The organism is Microcoleus sp. Pol10D4, assembly GCF_036701555.1.
GTDB lineage: Bacteria > Cyanobacteriota > Cyanobacteriia > Cyanobacteriales > Microcoleaceae > Microcoleus.
This window is the reverse complement of record NZ_JAUBRA010000072.1, coordinates 17,277-35,051: the sequence shown is the minus strand read 5'-3', so window position 1 is coordinate 35,051 and position 17,775 is coordinate 17,277. Positions and strand designations below refer to the sequence as shown.

Genomic DNA, 17,775 nt, shown 5'->3' with positions numbered 1-17,775 from the left:
AGTCATAATAGATTATTTAATATGCTGCGTGATTACACAATCATTCTGCCTATTCAGGACGGCGATGTCTGAGGGGTGAAACCCCTCAGACATTCGCCAACAGTCTCTTGAAATCGCTACTATACAAACGAAATCCACTCCAAGCGGACTAAGAGATAAAGGGGATATCAAAGCTGTATTATGTGAATCTATGCAAAAACTCGGTTTATTTTTATTTATCGTATCTTTTCTACCGTGGTTGGCAGTCTTTTTTGTTGTGCCATTCCTGCCGCTGGACATTACCCAAAAAACTACTTTATCTTTCGTTCTGGCTGTTGGGGCAGAAGTTTGTTTTTGGATTAGCGTAGTGCTGTTGGGGAAAGAAGTAGTTACCAAATATCGGCGTTATTTGCATCCCCGATATCTTTGGAAAAAAATCAGAAATTTTAACCGCAGATGAATAGGGTTCGACGCAGATAATGAGCCGGGATGTTGGCTTTTATCTGCGGTCAAGGTTGAGCTATTCGCTAAAAATTTGCAAGCGAATAGAGCGTTCTCCGTCTCCGAAATCCACTTCTATCTTTTCTCCCGAAAGGCTGTCCAAGCATCCCAAAAGCAACCGCAAATTGGGTGTGCTTGCTCCTGTATCCACGTACAATCTATCTGCCAAACTGCCTAAACGCTTCCAAATTGTGTAGAGTTTGACTACTGTTTGTTCTAGCTGTGCGGCTTGTTTTACAACGTCTGCGGTGGTTCCCAAACAGCCTACTCGCAAAGATTCTTCTAAGGCCATTTCCATGTCTAAATGAGACTGATTGAGAGCTTGCACTTGGGCGGCGGCGTCGAGATATTTTGATAAGTTCTTGGCGTCGGATGTTAGCTGTTTGACAGTATCTACGTCGGGATTTTCTGCTACTTCTTTTTGAATTTCGCTTTGGTGAGATGGGGAGAGTTTCTCCATTTCTTTAACTAAAGGAGCGAGGTAGCGGGAAGGTAGAGAACCACTAGATGCTTTTTCTTTGACTTCTTCTGGCAATAAATCTGAGTTCATTGCCATCCATTCGTCGGAGAGTTGTTTGACTTCGCGGCGGGTGATGCGATCGCCACTTGCTGCGGCATCTGTTACCATTTGCTGCACTTCGGGAGATGCTTTGGCGGTTTCTACAAAGGCTCTTTTGCTGAAGTTTCTAATAGAATTTGGGTCTAAATCTCCTTGCTGGATCAGAGTATCGGCACTATTAGCTAGTTCTATCAAAGAATAGGCTTGGCTTTTGCCAATTTCTCTTTCTTTGAGCCAGTTCAAAAACCCTGTGCCGCGTCCTTCGCCACCTTTTTTTTCTCTGTCTCTAACTGTTCGGAGAATGCGTCCCCGCCAAATGTCGGTTTGCAAGTCGAAGCGATCGCACACTTTCCAGGCATTGTCAACTTGATTTTCAAAATCAAATTCTGGTATTTGTTCGTCTTCGGGATCTGGCAATTGGAAATTGATATCGGTAAAGCCGTTGAGGGCTTCTGCAAGTTCTGCGGGATTTAGGGGGACTTCAGCCATTAGGAAAAATTTGTGTAGTGCAACAGCCGGTTTAATTGGTAACTTGCACGGGTTGACAGTTGAGACGCTATATGTAGCGGTAAGGTAGGCAAGATTTACCTACTAATAGAGCTTTTGTGCAAGTCATATCATTATTGCACGATGGGGTGCGATCGGCGAAAAGATACCCAAAAAGACTCCGGGCACGCCCCTGATGGGACTTGATGCGAGTGCTGGCTGTGGGGGGATTGAGTTAAAGTGAATTAGGAAATTAAAGGAACTAATAAAATGCTGGAAACTACCAAACGTTAGGAGCACTCTATCCCTTTGTTAGCCTAGAATTGAGAAAATAAGCTAAAGGGAAAGTGCTATGTCAGAACAAGACATCGCTAATATCATTACGATCGAACCTGGTAAGCGAGGTGGTAAACCTTGTATTCGAGGCATGAGAATTACTGTTCATGACCTGTTGAAATATCTCGACGATAGAATTAGTTATGAACAGACTTTAAAGGCTTTTTCGGATAGGACGCAACATGATATGTGGAATTATTTGAGTTTTTATTAAATAGTTATCATATTATGTTTCGGTAATCGCTAATAATGATTCTGTAGTAAGAGCGTAAGGCTCGCTAGCTAGAAGCTCGCACTGTAGTCGTCATTAATTGACTGGACATAATATTATATCCCTGCGTGAAATCATGCCCAAAGACTTTTCCGGTAAAAATCTCCGAGGTCACAACTTCAAAGGTCAAAACCTCACAGGTGCAAAATTCATCGGTGCAGACATCCGAGGCGCAAACTTCACCAATGCTATCCTCAGAGAAGCTGACTTCACCCGTGCCAAAGCTGGACTCCAACGTCGCTGGACAATTTTTCTAGTAACTATCTCGCTATTTCTATCGTTAATATCGGGATTGATGTCAGGATTGACTACTGCTTGGGTAACACTATTTTTGACTCCAAATAACATCAAACATTACACCATTATTCCAGGTGTCTTATTGCTGATAGTTTTGGCAATATTCTTTATTGTTACCCTGCGCGAAGGTTTAGTGGTAGGGGCAGGAGCCGTGACAGGGGCAGCGGCAGCGGCAGTGGCAGCGGCAGCGGCAGCGGCAGGGGCAGGGGCAGTGGCAGTGGCAGCGGCAGTGGCAGCGGCAGCGGCAGCGGCAGTGGCAGGGGCAGGGGCAGCGGCAGGGGCAGCGGCAGTGGCAGCGGCAGTGGCAGCGGCAGCGACAGTGGCAGGTGCAGCGGCAGGGGCAGGGGCAGCGGCAGTGGCAGCGGCAGCGGCAGCGGCAGCCACAGGAGTAGGTATTTACATTGCTTGGTGTGCTTTGGCTGGAGATGAGAAACAGGCCTTGATTCGCACCATTGCCATTGCCTTTGCCACGACAGGTGGCACTAGCTTTCGCAATGCCGATTTAACTGATGCCAATTTCACTGAGGCAACTCTCAAAAGTACAGATTTTAGAACAGCCAATCTCACTCGCACTTGCTTCCGCAAAACAGAAAAACTCGATCGCGCGCGAGTCGGTAATTCGATATTAGCTGATGCCCGCGTCCGAGAATTACTCATCACTGGCAATGGCTACAAAAAATCCTATGTTAATGCGGATTTCCAAGGAGCAAACTTGACAGGCGTTAATCTCAACGAGGCTAATCTCAAGCAGGCTAACCTCAGCGAAGCAACTTTGCATCAAGGTAATTTGGAATTCGCAAACCTCACTGAAACTCAAGCCTTGGCAACAAATTTTACAGAGGCTTATTTTACAGGTGCTTGTTTGGAAGCTTGGAACATTGACGCTAATACAAAGCTCGATCGCGTTAACTGTCGGTTTGTTTATCTTCTAGAATATCCCCAACCGGGAACTGGCGATCGCGAACGTCGCCCTCACCACATCAACAAGTGTTTTGAACCGGGAGATTTCGATAAACTCTATAAAAAGATTATGGAAACCGTGCAAATCCTCCTCAAAGATGGGATTAACCCCGAAGCTTTTGTCGCCGCTTTTCAGAAGTTAATGCGAGATTTTCCAGACATTACACCGGAGTCCATTCAAGGAGTTGAGAAGAAAGAAAACGATGTTTTACTGACTCTCAAAGTTCCCGAAGGAACCGATAAGGGTAAAGTTGAGCAAATTTGGGACGAAGTTTATCAAGCAAGGCTAGAAGCTCAAAGACAAGCCGAGCAATTAAAAGCTAAAGATGAAATTATTGCCCTTCAAAAACATCATAATGAAGTCTTTGAAAACTTAGTGAAAGCCGGATATACTAAAAATTTAAATCTGAATGAATTTGTAAAATTGTTGACTCCGCCACCTGTTAATGTTAAATTTATTAATGAAGTTAAATCTATATCAGAGAGTAAAGCTATGAGTGACCAAATCGACCAAAGTCGCAAAATAGAAATTACAGGTGGAACCGTTAACGCTAGCGGTGCTGGAGCGTTAAGTTTAGGTGATATCAGCGGTACTGTTGCCAATACAATTAATCAATTATCTGATTCTGCTAAACCAGATGAACCGGGAATCAAAGAATTATTAACCCAGTTACAAACAGCGATCGAGGCTGAAACTAATTTATCTGATGAGGATAAAGCTGAAGCATTGGAACAGGTAAAAGCTTTGGCAGAAGTAGGGAAAAATCCCCAAGAAAGCACCATGCAAAAGGCGGGAAAAACCGCAATCAAGATTCTGAAAGGGACTATTGCGGGTTTACCTAGTGCGGCGACATTGGTGGAAGCTTGCAGTAAATTGTTGCCTGCGATCGCAAGTCTCTTACTTCTACCTTAAAATCTAATATTAAATAAGCTGAATCGCATCTAATTTGTATGTTTAGGGCGGGCGAGACACCCCACGGGGATTCTTCGCTTCACTCAGAATGACAACGTATGTTTAGGGCGGGCGAGACGCCCACCCCACGAAAATTCTTCGCTTCACTCAGAATGACAACGCAGCTTACCCTTCAGATTTTCTCGGCGGTGTACCGTTAGCCCGCGATCGACGGATCAGCACGCTCATTACCTGCTTCGGATTAGCCGCACGTTGTAGGGGACTCCAATCGCCGACTTCGGCAAATCCCAGTCGGTACAAAGTGAGTATTGTTTCCCTGACACCCTTGGGCGAACCGACAACCGTTAACAGCACGACTTCCTGTTCGCATACTGCTGCTGAGTCGTCATTTGGCCGATCGGACTTGTTGTCGTCAGGTAAGAATTCCTGTGACATATTATGTTCTCCTGGTTTTGGGTTTTCTAGGAAAACCCAAAAACCCAGCCGCCCCGCAGTTCAACACATAGCAGGGCGGCTACAGAGGATGTTAAGATACTCCGTTAGCCTCCAGACTGCTGTGATCAGTTTGGCGGTTAGCTGTCCATTGCTGTTCGTAGCAGCTTTGGGCAGTGCAACTAGATTTTTGGGCGACGCGGGCTGCCTCCTCTACAAGCAAGCAACCTCTAACTTCAAAGCGTAGCCGCAGATGGGGGCCGCCGTCAATCCATTTTGGATTTTCGATTTTGGATTTTGGATTGAAGAATTGAGCCGCGGACTAATCTGGGGACTTTGGGGGTTTTGATGCGGGATTGGCGGGTTTTGGGCGATCGCACCAATGAGACTCACAAAACGATCGCCTTTTCAACTTACCAACTACAACGGCGATACTTTATCGCGTTCAATCTCCTCGTGGTGAGTTGTTTTCCCGTTCAAAATTGTGCCATCATCGGGCGGATTTTGCGGGCGATCGCGTTTCCGAAAGCGATCGCGAGCCGAGACAACCACCACATACAGAACCGGCACCATAAACAAACTCAAGAAAGTAGAAACAACCATCCCCCCCGCGATCGCAGTCCCTAGCGATCTACGACTTGCCGCCCCCGCACCTTCCGGGTTAATTAGGGGAGCAATCCCCAAAATAAATGATAGAGAAGTCATCAAAATCGGTCGTAAACGCTCTTGAGAAGCCTCGACTGCTGCCTTAGCAATTGGATATCCCCGTTCCCGCAACTGGTTAGCAAATTCCACAATTAAAATCGCGTTTTTACTCGCCAACCCAATTAACATCACCAAACCAATTTGACAATAAACATCATTCGCCAAACCCCGCAACGACTGAGCTAAAAGTGCACCTAAAATCGCCAGAGGAACCGCCAGCAAAATAATGAAAGGATCGACATAATTTTCGTACTGAGCCGCCAAAACCAAGAACACAAAAATCAGTCCCAAACCAAAAATAATTGGTGCTTGACCCCCCGACTCAATTTCTTCTAAAGAACTCCCCGACCATTCATAGCCAAAACCCGACGGCAAAACTTGAGCCGCCACCTTTTCCATCGATTTTATCGCCTGTCCAGAACTCGATCCCGGAGCCGGAGAGCCACTAATTTCAATTGACCTATATAAATTGTAGTGGTTAACAGTTTGCGCTCCCACCACCGGAGTTATCTTCACCAAATTGCTCAAAGAAATCATTTCATTCTTTCCAGAGCGAACATACAACTTACTAATATCTTCAGGGTTATCACGAAACTGTTTATCCGCCTGAACATAAACCCGATAATTGCGCTGCTGCAGATTAAAATCATTCACATACTGAGAACCCAGAGCCGTTTGTAACGTACTGAAAACATCATTAATGGGAATATCTAGAGCCTTAGCTCGATTGCGGTCAACTTCCACAAGTAACTGAGGCGTATTCGCAGCAAACGTACTAAATACCGCCTGCAATCCGGGCGTCTGATTCGCCTGCTTTAAAATCCCACCCATCGCCTGAACTAGAGAATCTAAACCGCTGTTACCTTTGCGGTCTTGCAATTGAAATTGGAAGCCTCCAAATTGACCTAAACCTTGAATAGCTGGCGGATTCACTGGGAAAATTCTCGCTTCTGGAATCGCGAAAAACTTACCCCGCAATTTACCAATAATCGCCTGTACAGTTTGATCTTCTCCGTGACGTTCTTTCCATGGCTTAAGGGTAGTAAATATAATCCCCTGATTGGAACTATTACCACTAAAACCAAAGCCACCTACAGAAAAAGTTCCCACAACTTCAGGAACTTTGAGGATTTCTTGTTCAACTCCGTCCATCACCTGCTGGGTGTATTGCAGCGAAACCCCTTGAGGCCCTTGAATAATTGTCAGAAAATAGCCTTGGTCTTCCTCTGGGATAAATGCTGTCGGTACTGCTAAATAAAGCCAAGCTGTGAATCCCAGAGAAGCAATAAACAACAGGGTAACAATGGTTTTAAATCGTGTTAAGAATATTAAGGAATCTCTATATTTCTTTTGCATCCAATCAAGAAATATATTAATCCGGTTAAACACCCAACCCAACGGGCCGCCAAACTTCTTACCTGGGCGCAGTAATATAGCGGCAAGTGAGGGAGTAAGAGTAACCGCCATAAAGGTAGAAAGCAGCACGGAAAAAGCAATTGTCAGGGCAAATTGTTTATAGAGTGCTCCCGTTGTCCCTGGGAAAAATGCCACGGGTACGAACACGGCCATCAATACTAAGGAAGTGGCAATTACAGCACTAAAAAGTTCCCGCATTGACTCGGAAGCTGCTTGGCGGGCATTCATACCTTGGCGGACTAGACGGTCAATATTTTCGACTACGATGATAGCGTCATCAACCACTAAACCTGTTGCTAAGGTCAGACCAAATAGAGACAAACTGTTAATCGTAAAGCCGAATACTTTGATAAAGGCAAATGTCCCAATCAAGGAAATGGGAATTGTGAGGGTGGGAATAATCGTAGTGCGCCAATCTTGCAGGAAAACAAAAATAACTATCACCACTAGCAAGACTGCTTCAAACAGAGTTTTGACTACTTCTGCCATTGACTCTTGGACAAATTGAGTCGTATCTAGTGCGGTTCTATGTATCACCCCCGGAGGGAAGTTTTTCGCTAATTTTTCCATTTCTGCTTTGACGGCATGGGCAACATTTAGAGCATTACTTCCTGGCAATTGGTAAATCCCTAAACCCACAGCGTCATTCCCTCGAAATCGCAGAAAAGAGTTATAATTTTCTGCTCCTAATTCTGCTCTACCGACATCTTTTAATTTAACTAAAGTTCCATTTGCTTCGCTTTTAATAACTATGTCGTCAAATTCTGTGGGGCTTTTGAGACGACTTTCTGCACTCAAATCAATCTGATACATTTGCCCTTCTGGGGCGGGTTCTTGACCAATTCTACCTACCCCAACTTGCAAGTTTTGTTCATTAATTGCTCTTGTTACATCTTGCATTGTTAGATTACGAGCAGCTAATTTATTGGGGTCGATCCACAGGCGCATAGCATAGCGTCTTTCCCCAAAAATTCGCACGTCGCCCACGCCTTTTACTCTTTTTAAAGTATCTGCTAAATAGAGATCGGCGTAGTTGCTTAAAAATATGGTATCGTATTCTTTATTTTCGGTAAATAATCCTATAGCCAGCAGCAGGCTGTTAGATTGTTTGGTAACTGTAACTCCTGTGCGTTGTACGGCATCTGGCAGTTGTGGTTGAGCAACTGCAACTCTATTTTGCACATCGACGGCGGCGATATCTTTGTCGCGGGAAGTATCAAAGGTGGCTGTAATGGTGCTAGTTCCACTGTTAGTGCTACTGGAAGTTAGATATTTCAGTCCTTCAATGCCGTTGATTTGCCTTTCTAGGATGTTTGTTACCGCATTTTCGACAACTTCAGCATTCGCACCGCTATAGTTGGCTGTGACGTTGATTTGGGTGGGGCTGATGTCGGGGAAGCGCTCGATCGGCAATGTGGGAATGCTGATTGCGCCTACCAAAACAATAATTAAGGCGCAGACGCTAGCAAAGACAGGTCGTTTAATAAAGAAATCTGCAAACATTATTTGGGTAATGGGTAGTTGTTAGTTGATAATTGGTAATTCCTAATTGCACTTCAGTCAAAAATTAAAATAGCCCGCTTTTTTAGAGCGGAGCAATCAAGTAGTTTCACGTAAGGTACGTAGTTGCGCTTTAGCGCTCTTAATTTACCTGTTAAGATGGCTAAAACGCAACAACATACCTTATTTCGGGCTTGCTAATGGTAATTTTTTCCCGGCTCCTTTCCCTTCCTCTTGAGCCATAATAGGAGCGCCGTCTGTCAAGTTAAGGATGCCTGCGGTAACAATTTTTTCGCCGGCTTGCAAACCTTCGATAACTTGATAATTATTCCCCTGAATGGCTCCCAATTTCACAGGCTTTTGTCGCGCTACTAAAGGTGGCATTCCAGGTTTTGGCTGTTCCGGCTTTTGAGCGGTGAAGACAAAAGTTTCCCCACCTAAGCGAGTAACTGCTGTTACTGGAACTAAAATTCCGGGGTTCTGTTTCCAGATTACTTTAGCTTTTACAAACTGGAGATTAAGCAGTTCGCCGGTGGGGTTGGGAAAGGTGGCTTTAGCTAAAATTGTTTGGGAATTGGCGCTGACGTTTGGGGAGATAAAGCTGATTTGACCTTGGGCGATCGCCTTACCTTGAGCGTCGAGCATTTGTACTGGCAGCCCTAAGCGTAATTGAGGCATCCGTTCCAAAGGAATTGATAACCGCAAGTCTAGCAATTGGTTCTCTGTCAGGGTGGCGATGGCGTTGCCTTTTTGCAAGTAATCACCTACTTTCACTGGTATGTCGCCGATGACTCCCGCGAAGGGCGCTATGACCGCAGTTTCTTGTAGTTGTACTTCAAAGCCGCGCACTTGAGCCGCAGCCTGGGCAACTTGCGCTTCAGCTTGATCGAGCTGTTCTTGGCGCGTACCGTTGGCTAACTCGGCTAATCTGCTCTTGGCTTGTGCGACTTCTGCTTCGGCTTTGGCTATTTCCTCTGGGCGCGAACCATTTTGCAATTGCCGCAAAGCTTGCCGCTGCTGTTGCAAGGCTGCTGTGCGGCGATCAATCTCGGCTTGTCTGTTCTTTTGCCGCTGCTCGAACCGCCTTTGAGCTTCTCGGAGATTGGCTTTGGCGCTGCCTTCTTTTTGGATGTATTCTTGGAGGGTGTTTGCTGATGCTGCACCTTCTTTGGCTAATACTTGATATCTGGCAAGCTGCTGGCTGGCTAGCTTTGCTTCGGCCGTGTTTGCTTCAATTTGCGCTTTTGCTTGGGCGATTTCTTCTAAGAGGCTACCTGTTTCGGCATCGGCGAGGTCGGCTTCAGCTTGGCTAACGCGGGCTTGGGCTTGGCCAATTTCTTCTGGCCGAGAGCCCGATCGCAGTTGAGCGAGGTTGGCTTGGGCTTGGGCGACTTGGGCTTGAGCTTGGGCGATTTCTTCGGGCCGGGCTCCTGCTTGCAATTCGGCTAAGTGGGATTGAGCGCGGATCAGGTTGGCTTGGGATTGCCTCAAGTCAGCTTGGGCGCTGTCGCTTTTCATGCGGGCGATGGGTTGCCCTTGGTTGATGAAGTCCCCGGATTTGACAAAAATCTCCGTGACTAGCCCTTCTACTTCGGGTTTGATTTCTACCGAACGCTTGGCTTCTAAGCTGCTGACAAATTCCGAGGAATCTTGGACTGAGCTGGTTTGTACGGCTGCGAGCTTGACTGGTATGCCTGGGGGTTGGGCTGCTGCTGCCTGTTGCTGTGGGCGATTCTGACCCGATTGCCACGAGTACCAGCCGAAACCTGCTGCGCCTGTGGCGAGCGCGATCGCGGCAATTAGGGGCCAGCGCGATCGTGGTTTAGCAACAGGTTGGGGCACATCGGCAAGGGTTGCAGAATCCTGCAGTTCCTCGCTGTCTGCATCCGTTGGGTGCTGTTCCGGTGTGGGCAATTTTTGCTCTTGGGCTTCAACGACGGATTCTGGGGATTTAGAATAACTCATGGGCAGCACCACTTAGATTTTTTTTTAACTTCTGACTTACTGAGACTTGGGCGGGATATTTGATTCTCCGGCGCCCCCCTCAAACATGGGGGAATAAGGACAAGCGATTTTAAACAGGATGGAATCGGGAAAGTACCTTTTTAATGAGGTTGGGGTATGTGCAGGGCTTTAGTCCGATCGGAGTTAGCCAAGCCAGGGAGTGCTTCTTTTTAGGAAAGCTTCTTGTTATTTCTCAAAAGTTACGATGTCAGGGAAGATTAGACATCCTTCTTATGACTCACCTGAGTGGGTGAGTTGGAAGGATTTTCCCTTGGAGTCGGCGGACTCAGCGAAGGTTGGGGAGTCACGCATTCGAGCGATCAGACTTTTTTCCTTGGTTAGTTGCTCGGTTAACCACTCTATCTCTGACGCCAGAACTGACTTGCAGCGATCGCGAGAGGCAAATTGATAGTCGTCGGTTAGTGGGTATTCGCTCTTGAGGCTTTCGATGTAGTCTTGCCGGGTGTAACAGGCTCGCAAGCGGTGTTCCAATAGCTTCAGCCGTTCTGTCGGTTCTAAGTCGCCAAAAAAGAAAAACTTGATTTGGAACCGGGAACCACTGTTAACCCAGCTTTCTTGAGGGTGTTCGAGCATTTTTTGCCGCCAGAGTTCGCGCCCTTTGGCGGTAATTCCGTAGATTTTGCGCGGACAGCCCGCATCTCCGGCTTCTTCGGCTATTACCGAAATCTCCCCTCGCTCTTCCAAGCGTTTCAGCAGCGGGTAAATCGCTCCGTAGTTGACGCTGATGCAACTGCTCATAAACAGCTCCAGTTTTTGCTTTAGCCGATAGCCGTGCAGGGGTTGCAACTGTAGCAGCCCAAGTGCTGATAATTCAAGCATTTATATCAATTTGATATTATAGTCTGCATTATATCACTATATCGGACTCAAGCGCGATCGGGTCAATCCCTAGTTTCAAAGAATATTTACAGCTAGATGCAAATTAAATAATATTTGTCAATACACTTAAGATATACTTTTTAATATCCAGAGGGATTTTTATTGTGGAACAGGTCGGAAAGCCTATTCTTGAGAATGGTGCAAGATCTCAGATTTCTGCCACATATCTCTTCTTGGCAAGAGAATCAGAACTTTTATTGTTAGGATTTGGTTGAATTTTTCAACCCTGACACACTTTATTATTTATTGAAGATTGATTGCAGCCACTGTTTTTTTTATAGCTAATACTCCTATTATTTTTATCAAGTATTGCAGTAAAAAAAGTGTTGGGTTTGTTTCCACTCGCCCTGTTTGTAATGTACGTATCTGTGAGATGTTAGCTCTTGGTTGAGGCATCAAAAAAGCAACGCACCATACGGGTAGTTTAACCCAGATGTTTTTCCATTCCCGTAATCATCCTCAAAGATGATTTTTCATGAAAAATTTTCCCGATTATATGCTATTAATATGACACAAAGAAAGTGATTTATCTTCCTCATTAAACCCCAATTAACGCCCTATAATTACTTGAAAGAGCCATCCAAAAAGCATCACACTCAAGAAAATCACGCCTCCGACAATTAATATCAAACCCAACATTAACGCCACCACAAATAGCCAATCGGCTTTTTTACCTTGTTCAGGGGAACCTAAATGAGCATCCAGCAATTCTATATTTTTGACATTAGCTTTCCAAGCAACGTCCAACAAATCTCCGGCTACCGGTACAGTACCAGCAACTGTATCAAATACGATATTAGCTGCCATTTTTACTAAAGTCTCTTGAGGCACTCCCATTTGAGCGGATTTGAAGACAACATATCCTGCAAAAATTGAACTGATTAAATCGCCGCCGCCCGGTATAAGTCCCAATATCGGATCGAGTCCGATGCGGTATTTGGTGCCGGGAATCGGAATTGCATTGTCTAGTAAATGGCTGATCCGGCGGAGTCGGCGCAAGGATGCAACATGAGATTGGCTGGGAGTATTTGGGGAGGAATTTTGTATAGGAGAACGTGACATTTAATTGCTCTCGATTGCGATATTATTGCTAGTTTATGATATTTATTAAAGCATATTCTAGTTTTGTGTCTATGCCTCAAGCAAGATTTTTAGTAATTTTAGTCGATCGGCTTTGGTTTGTTTTTGAACGAACAGAAACCCGGTTTCTGTTCAAAACCGGGTTTCTTGCTTCTAGCTGGGGGCTTTTAATTTAGCCTGTTATTTGTTGCCTTCTGTGAAGTCGGCGTCAATCACGTCGTCGCCGCCGCCAGTGGGGCCGCCGTCTCCATAGCCACCAGGACCACCAGGGCCGCCAGGGCCGTCAGTCGGGCCGCCTGCTTGCTGGTACAGGTTGCTGCTGACAGCGTAGAATGCTTGCTGCAACTCTGTTGTCAAGGTTTTGATCCGATCGTCATCTTCACTCTCGATCGCGGATCGCAAGTCTTTAAGCAACCCTTCAATCTTAGTTTTGTCATCAGCGGGAACTTTATCGCCCAATTCTGCCAACTGCTTCTCGATTTGATAGGCTTGAGAATCAGCTTGGTTTTTGCGATCGATCCTTTCGCGACGTTCCTTGTCAGCAGAAGCATTCGATTCGGCTTCCCTCACCATGCGATCGACTTCATTGCTGGGCAAAGTAGAAGCACCAGTAATGCTAATCGATTGCTCCTTGCCAGTACCTTTATCCTTAGCAGCTACATTCAAAATACCGTTAGCATCGATATCGAAAGTAACTTCAATTTGAGGTACGCCACGGGGGGCTGGTGGAACTCCATCTAAGCGGAAGGTTCCCAAATCCTTGTTATCATTCGCCATTTCCCGTTCGCCTTGCAAAACGTGAATTTCCACGTTTGTTTGGCCGTCTACAGCAGTCGAGAAAGTTTCCGACTTCTTGGTAGGAATAGTGGTGTTGCGGGGAATGATTTTGGTCATCACGCCACCCAATGTTTCCACGCCGAGAGAGAGCGGAGTAACGTCGAGCAACAAGATGTCTTTGACTTCGCCGGAGAGTACGCCTGCTTGAATTGCTGCACCGACTGCGACCACTTCGTCCGGGTTTACCGTTTGGTTGGGGTCTTTGCCAAGGAGTTTTTTGACCAGTTCTTGCACCGCAGGAATCCGCGTAGAACCACCAACTAAGACGACTTCATTAATTGCAGATTTGTCTAATTTGGCGTCCCGGATCGCATTTTCTACGGGGATGCGGGAGCGATCGATCAAATCCGAGCATAGTTCTTCAAACTTGGCCCGCGTCAAAGTCGTGTCCAAGTGTTTTGGCCCGTCTTGAGTCGCGGTAATAAATGGCAGGTTGATTTCTGCTTGGGTAACGCTCGAAAGCTCAATCTTGGCTTTTTCGGCTGCTTCCGTCAGGCGTTGCAGTGCTTGTTTGTCTTTGCGGAGGTCAATTCCTTCGGCTCTTTGGAATTCGTTAGCGATGAAATCGACGATTTTTTTGTCGAAGTCGTCACCGCCGAGGTGAGTGTCTCCAGAAGTTGCTAACACTTCAAATACGCCGTCGCCTACTTCGAGAATAGATACGTCGAAAGTACCGCCACCTAAGTCAAATACGAGGATGGTTTCGTTGCTCTTTTTATCTAATCCGTAAGCTAAAGCTGCTGCTGTAGGTTCGTTAATAATCCGCAGCACTTCTATACCGGCAATTTTTCCCGCGTCTTTGGTAGCTTGGCGCTGGGAGTCGTTGAAGTAAGCGGGAACAGTAATTACCGCTTGGGTGACAGTTTCGCCGAGGTATTTGCTGGCGTCTTCTACCAGTTTGCGGAGAACTTGTGCAGAAATTTCTTCTGGGGCAAATTGCTTGCCGCGGGCGGGACAGTCCAGTTTAAGGCTGTTGCCAACTTTGAGGACTTTGTAGGAAACTTCAGTGGTTTCATGGGCTACTTCATCAACCCGACGCCCGATAAACCGTTTTACTGAGTAAAAGGTGTTTTCGGCGTTCATCACGGCTTGACGCTTGGCGATTTGTCCGACAAGTTGATCGCCATTTTTAGCATATGCTACTACAGAAGGTGTGGTGCGACCCCCTTCGGCGTTGGCTATGACGGTGGGTTTGCCGCCTTCCATAACTGCGACGCAGGAGTTTGTCGTACCTAAGTCAATTCCAACTACTTTTCCCATAGGGGTGTTCCGGCTCCAATCTCTACAAAATTTTGGTGTCTTATCTGTGCGATAGTCTGGTTATTCAGGACTGCGATTTTACCTCGCGGTTTACGGGTAGTGAGTCCTGCTTTAATACAGTCTTCGATAGGGTGCTTATCTCTATACTGCGGGCGGTAGACCTTGCGATGAAGGGGTATTTACCGAACCTGTTGGGGGACGGTTGCATCCGTGAGGCTTGCACCGCTACAGTTGTTGACTGCTTTTCTTTACTCTTCCCAATGTACGGTGTGTGATGGATTCGGGTATTGTGGCAAACCGTATACGTTGTGTTGTATTTGCCGTCTTATGTATATAAATTTTGTTTGGTTGGTAGGGGCGATCGGTTTTTTGACTTCAAATCAGGTTTAATATCAATTCTGAAAAGGGACACGACTATGCCGTGTCCCTAGCCGTTTACTTCCAGGCTGTGCCTGGGAAGGAATATATTATTGAGGGAGAGCCTCAAGTCCGCCTGCTGGGAATCTCGGAAAATTCTTGAATTTTCCAGCTTTTCATTGCTATTTTTTACCTATCAGCAGAGCTGCAGGAAAGTAGCTGAGAGCTTCACCAATTGCCAACGTACCGTTACTTTCTACCGCCTGATTTGTAATTGCATCTTTCCAAACCGACGGCATTTGCTCGGATAATTTCAAATTAGTATCTTTCCAGACTTGTTTGCCGATCGGCATTTCTTCCGGTTTGACAATTCCCGTCAAAAACCGGGGAGCAATGACAATAACGGTAGTCTCTCCAAAGCTTCTGGAAAAGGCAACAACATTATCTTTAAACGTGCCAACTGCTTGCAGGGGTAGATAGTCGCCTGATTGAAAAACTTGCAAGTATTTTTTTCTCGCTTCTAGCGCTCTTGCCGTCAAAAACAACTTAATTCTCGCGTCTTCTCGCGTCGCAATCAAATCTTCAACCAGTTGCAAAATATCCGTCTGAGCTTGCTCTTTAATTTCCCGCAAAACCTCGATTCTGCGCTCAAAATCAACGGGACGGCGGTTATCCGGATCGACGTGACTTAAATCCCAGAATTCCGTCCCTTGATAAATGTCGGGAACACCCGGAGCCGCGATTTTCAGCAGTGTTTGGGATAAAGAATTGAAAATTCCGTAATTAGCTACTTTTTTCCAGAAAGGTTTAAATTTGTTGAGAAAGGGATTTTGTTCCGAAGGTTCGAGAACGCTATCGACAAAGGTCATAAAGCCAGCTTCGTAGTCGTTATCCGGTCTCAGCCAAGCCGTATAAACTTTGGCTTCACGGACAGCTTTAATGACATAATCTTTCACGCGATCGACATAATCAGTGTTTTCAATTCCCTCAAAGGGAAAACTGCCTAGCAGAGTTTGGTACAAGAAGTATTCGTCATTAGTATCTGGAACCATTCGATTCACAAAGTTGACTTTCTTAGAAGAGTTTACCTCTCTCCAAGACCTGACTTGCTGTTCCCATTCATCGGGAATTTCTGACAAAACGTTAAGTCTGGCTCGCACATCTTCGCCACGTTTGGTATCGTGGGTAGCTGTAGCATTCATTTTGTGAGGCCAAGCGGCTTGTTGCCGTTGGTTGAACTCGTGAAAATCTCCCAGCGACACGCCGAACTGACTGGGATTTCCTCCCACTTCGTTGAGGGATAAAAGCCGATAGTAGACGTATAAAAGCGTGTCTTCAATGCCTTTTGCCATTAATGGGCCTGTCAACTGCTGGAGTTTCATTACAAAGTGCCGGCGCTGCTCTTTTTGTTCGGGTGTTAGGGTTTCTTCTTCTTCCAGTAACAGCACCGTTTCGATAAATTTAAGTTCCTTGAGGAGTCTGGGTGCTTGTTCTTTGGCATGGGCGATCGCATATTTTACGTAAGTGCGATCGGACTCTCTCAAACCGTCTTGATTGATGTAGGTTCGGTAGACTGGAAAAATTGTCAAAACAGCCGCCAATGCTTTTTCCAAACCGGGACGAGTAAAGTCATTTCCCTGTCTCGATTGACCGGAAATATTCTTCAAAAGTTGAGCTAGATTGTCTACGTCTCCCGCCAAGTTTTTCTCAACAATCAGCCCTTTTTTATCTAAAAACAACTGTTCGTAGGGAACGGTCAAGCGAGTAAATCTCTGATATATTTCGGTAAATTGCTGTTCGCGATCGCACCGACAGAAAACGCCGTTTACGTAATTCAAAAAGTCGTAGCCGCTAGTTCCCTCAATCGGCCAATATGACGGCAAATCTTCTTCGTGTTCCAGAATTTTTTCAACAGTAATATAAGTGTCTCCGACTTTCTCTCGGAGGCGTTTCAAATATTCTGTGGGGTCGTACAGTCCGTCGATGTGGTCGATTCTCAATCCGGTAAACTTTCCCTCATCAACCATGTCGAATATCAGAGCATGGTTTTTATGAAAAACTTTAATCTCTTCAACTTTTACCGAAATAAGTTCGTTGACCGTAAAAAACCTTCGGTAGTTAATTTCCTCGGCCCCCACTTTCCAGAAAGACAGACGGTAAAACTGCTCGGAAAGCAATTCGTCTAGCAAATTAAAGCTTTCTGAATTTCCCTTTTCTCCGTTAAAAACTTTGATGTTTTCATCGATAAATTCCTGTACAAGGGGATTTTGATTGTAGAGTTCCCACAGCAGTCCCTTGACAAAAGCTATCTGATCGTATCTGGTTTTACCTTTAGTTTCTGAAGGTGTGTTTTTAATTAAATAAAGAATTCCTAAAAACTTGATAAAATCTGGATGGCGTCTGCCTAATTCTCTGGCTAAATGCCCCAAGTTATGACTGATGAATTTAGCATAAGATTCAATTCTTACTGGCAATTCTAAGCTATAATAATTGATGGTTAGCCCAATTTCGCTGTATTTGAGTTGAATCTCGCCATTTTCCAGACACTCTCCATAAAAATTGCCCAGCAGCGGAGCCAGCACTCGACCCCTGAGATGCTCGTAAGCGTGATTCCATTCAATATCGAAGTAATCAAAATAGTCGGAATCTGGCCCGTGTTCCAATACGTCTAACAGCAGCAAATTTTGAGTGTCGTAAGCCATGTGATTCGGAACAATATCTTGCAGCCACCCCATGTTCCGTTTCTTGATTTCGTATGTGAGACCTTCAAAATTTTCTGATGTTCCCAAATCGGGATTGAGCTGATTTGAGTCAACGACATCGTATCCGTGAGAGCTGCCTTTTCTGGCTTTAAATATTGGTGAAGCGTAAAGGTCGGTAATTCCTAAATCTTCCAGATAGCTAAGGATTTGTTTGGCGGCTTCAAAGTTAAAACCTCCATGAAATTGAATCCGATAAGTTGTTGTGGGAATTCTCATCATG

Annotated in this window: 12 protein-coding genes; 3 read left to right on the top strand and 9 right to left on the bottom strand. The window is 45.6% G+C overall.

Features of this window, described 5'->3' with window-relative positions; genetic code table 11:
• Positions 1-190 precede the first annotated feature (190 nt).
• Positions 191-439, top strand: coding sequence for a transporter suffix domain-containing protein (locus QUA36_RS26115; protein WP_333459589.1), 249 nt, complete (start codon positions 191-193; stop codon positions 437-439).
• A gap of 60 nt (positions 440-499) precedes the next feature.
• Here the strand turns inward: QUA36_RS26115 and QUA36_RS26110 are convergent, their stop codons facing one another.
• Positions 500-1,528: a hypothetical protein gene (locus QUA36_RS26110; protein ID WP_333080450.1), complete on the bottom strand. Its 1,029-nt coding sequence runs from the start codon at positions 1,526-1,528 to the stop codon at positions 500-502.
• Between the two features lie 349 nt (positions 1,529-1,877).
• On the opposite strand from QUA36_RS26110, the gene QUA36_RS26105 reads away from it, so the two are divergent.
• Both QUA36_RS26105 and QUA36_RS26100 read left to right on the top strand, forming a co-directional pair.
• Positions 1,878-2,075 carry a DUF433 domain-containing protein gene (locus QUA36_RS26105; protein ID WP_333459588.1) on the top strand — a complete coding sequence of 66 codons (198 nt, stop codon included), beginning with the start codon at positions 1,878-1,880 and terminating at the stop codon, positions 2,073-2,075.
• A 133-nt stretch (positions 2,076-2,208) separates the two neighbouring features.
• Positions 2,209-4,302, top strand: a complete 2,094-nt coding sequence (locus tag QUA36_RS26100) for a pentapeptide repeat-containing protein (RefSeq protein WP_333459587.1) — start codon at positions 2,209-2,211, stop codon at positions 4,300-4,302.
• A 165-nt stretch (positions 4,303-4,467) separates the two neighbouring features.
• Here the strand turns inward: QUA36_RS26100 and QUA36_RS26095 are convergent, their stop codons facing one another.
• From QUA36_RS26095 to treY, 8 genes are all read right to left on the bottom strand, one after another.
• Positions 4,468-4,737, bottom strand: coding sequence for a hypothetical protein (locus QUA36_RS26095; RefSeq protein WP_333459586.1), 270 nt, complete (start codon positions 4,735-4,737; stop codon positions 4,468-4,470).
• 210 nt (positions 4,738-4,947) lie between these two features.
• Positions 4,948-5,127: a hypothetical protein gene (locus QUA36_RS26090; protein ID WP_333459585.1), complete on the bottom strand. Its 180-nt coding sequence runs from the start codon at positions 5,125-5,127 to the stop codon at positions 4,948-4,950.
• 27 nt (positions 5,128-5,154) lie between these two features.
• Positions 5,155-8,358: an efflux RND transporter permease subunit gene (locus tag QUA36_RS26085; protein ID WP_333167327.1), complete on the bottom strand. Its 3,204-nt coding sequence runs from the start codon at positions 8,356-8,358 to the stop codon at positions 5,155-5,157.
• Between the two features lie 180 nt (positions 8,359-8,538).
• A complete protein-coding gene (locus QUA36_RS26080) occupies positions 8,539-10,320 on the bottom strand; it encodes an efflux RND transporter periplasmic adaptor subunit (RefSeq protein ID WP_333454558.1) in 1,782 nt (593 codons plus the stop codon).
• Positions 10,321-10,590: 270 nt separating this feature from the next.
• Entirely contained in the window at positions 10,591-11,199 is a 609-nt protein-coding gene (locus QUA36_RS26075) for a PadR family transcriptional regulator (protein WP_333459584.1), read from the bottom strand.
• Positions 11,200-11,808: 609 nt separating this feature from the next.
• Complete coding sequence (locus QUA36_RS26070) at positions 11,809-12,321, bottom strand: DUF4112 domain-containing protein (protein WP_333167333.1); 513 nt, start codon at positions 12,319-12,321, stop codon at positions 11,809-11,811.
• Between the two features lie 198 nt (positions 12,322-12,519).
• Positions 12,520-14,436: a molecular chaperone DnaK gene (gene dnaK, locus QUA36_RS26065; protein ID WP_333459583.1), complete on the bottom strand. Its 1,917-nt coding sequence runs from the start codon at positions 14,434-14,436 to the stop codon at positions 12,520-12,522.
• Positions 14,437-14,975: 539 nt separating this feature from the next.
• On the bottom strand, positions 14,976-17,771 hold the full coding sequence (gene treY / locus QUA36_RS26060) for a malto-oligosyltrehalose synthase (protein WP_333459590.1): 2,796 nt from the start codon (positions 17,769-17,771) through the stop codon (positions 14,976-14,978).
• Positions 17,772-17,775: the final 4 nt, after the last annotated feature.

Excerpts from the sequence above, each read along its gene's own strand:
- QUA36_RS26100 (WP_333459587.1), top strand. The coding sequence starts at position 2,209 with ATGCCCAAAGACTTTTCCGGTAAAAATCTCCGAGGTCACAACTTCAAA.
- QUA36_RS26095 (WP_333459586.1), bottom strand. The coding sequence starts at position 4,737 with ATGTCACAGGAATTCTTACCTGACGACAACAAGTCCGATCGGCCAAAT.
- QUA36_RS26115 (WP_333459589.1), top strand. The coding sequence starts at position 191 with ATGCAAAAACTCGGTTTATTTTTATTTATCGTATCTTTTCTACCGTGG.
- QUA36_RS26105 (WP_333459588.1), top strand. The coding sequence starts at position 1,878 with ATGTCAGAACAAGACATCGCTAATATCATTACGATCGAACCTGGTAAG.
- dnaK (WP_333459583.1), bottom strand. The coding sequence starts at position 14,436 with ATGGGAAAAGTAGTTGGAATTGACTTAGGTACGACAAACTCCTGCGTC.
- QUA36_RS26075 (WP_333459584.1), bottom strand. The coding sequence starts at position 11,199 with ATGCTTGAATTATCAGCACTTGGGCTGCTACAGTTGCAACCCCTGCAC.
- treY (WP_333459590.1), bottom strand. The coding sequence starts at position 17,771 with ATGAGAATTCCCACAACAACTTATCGGATTCAATTTCATGGAGGTTTT.
- QUA36_RS26080 (WP_333454558.1), bottom strand. The coding sequence starts at position 10,320 with ATGAGTTATTCTAAATCCCCAGAATCCGTCGTTGAAGCCCAAGAGCAA.
- QUA36_RS26085 (WP_333167327.1), bottom strand. The coding sequence starts at position 8,358 with ATGTTTGCAGATTTCTTTATTAAACGACCTGTCTTTGCTAGCGTCTGC.
- QUA36_RS26070 (WP_333167333.1), bottom strand. The coding sequence starts at position 12,321 with ATGTCACGTTCTCCTATACAAAATTCCTCCCCAAATACTCCCAGCCAA.
- QUA36_RS26110 (WP_333080450.1), bottom strand. The coding sequence starts at position 1,528 with ATGGCTGAAGTCCCCCTAAATCCCGCAGAACTTGCAGAAGCCCTCAAC.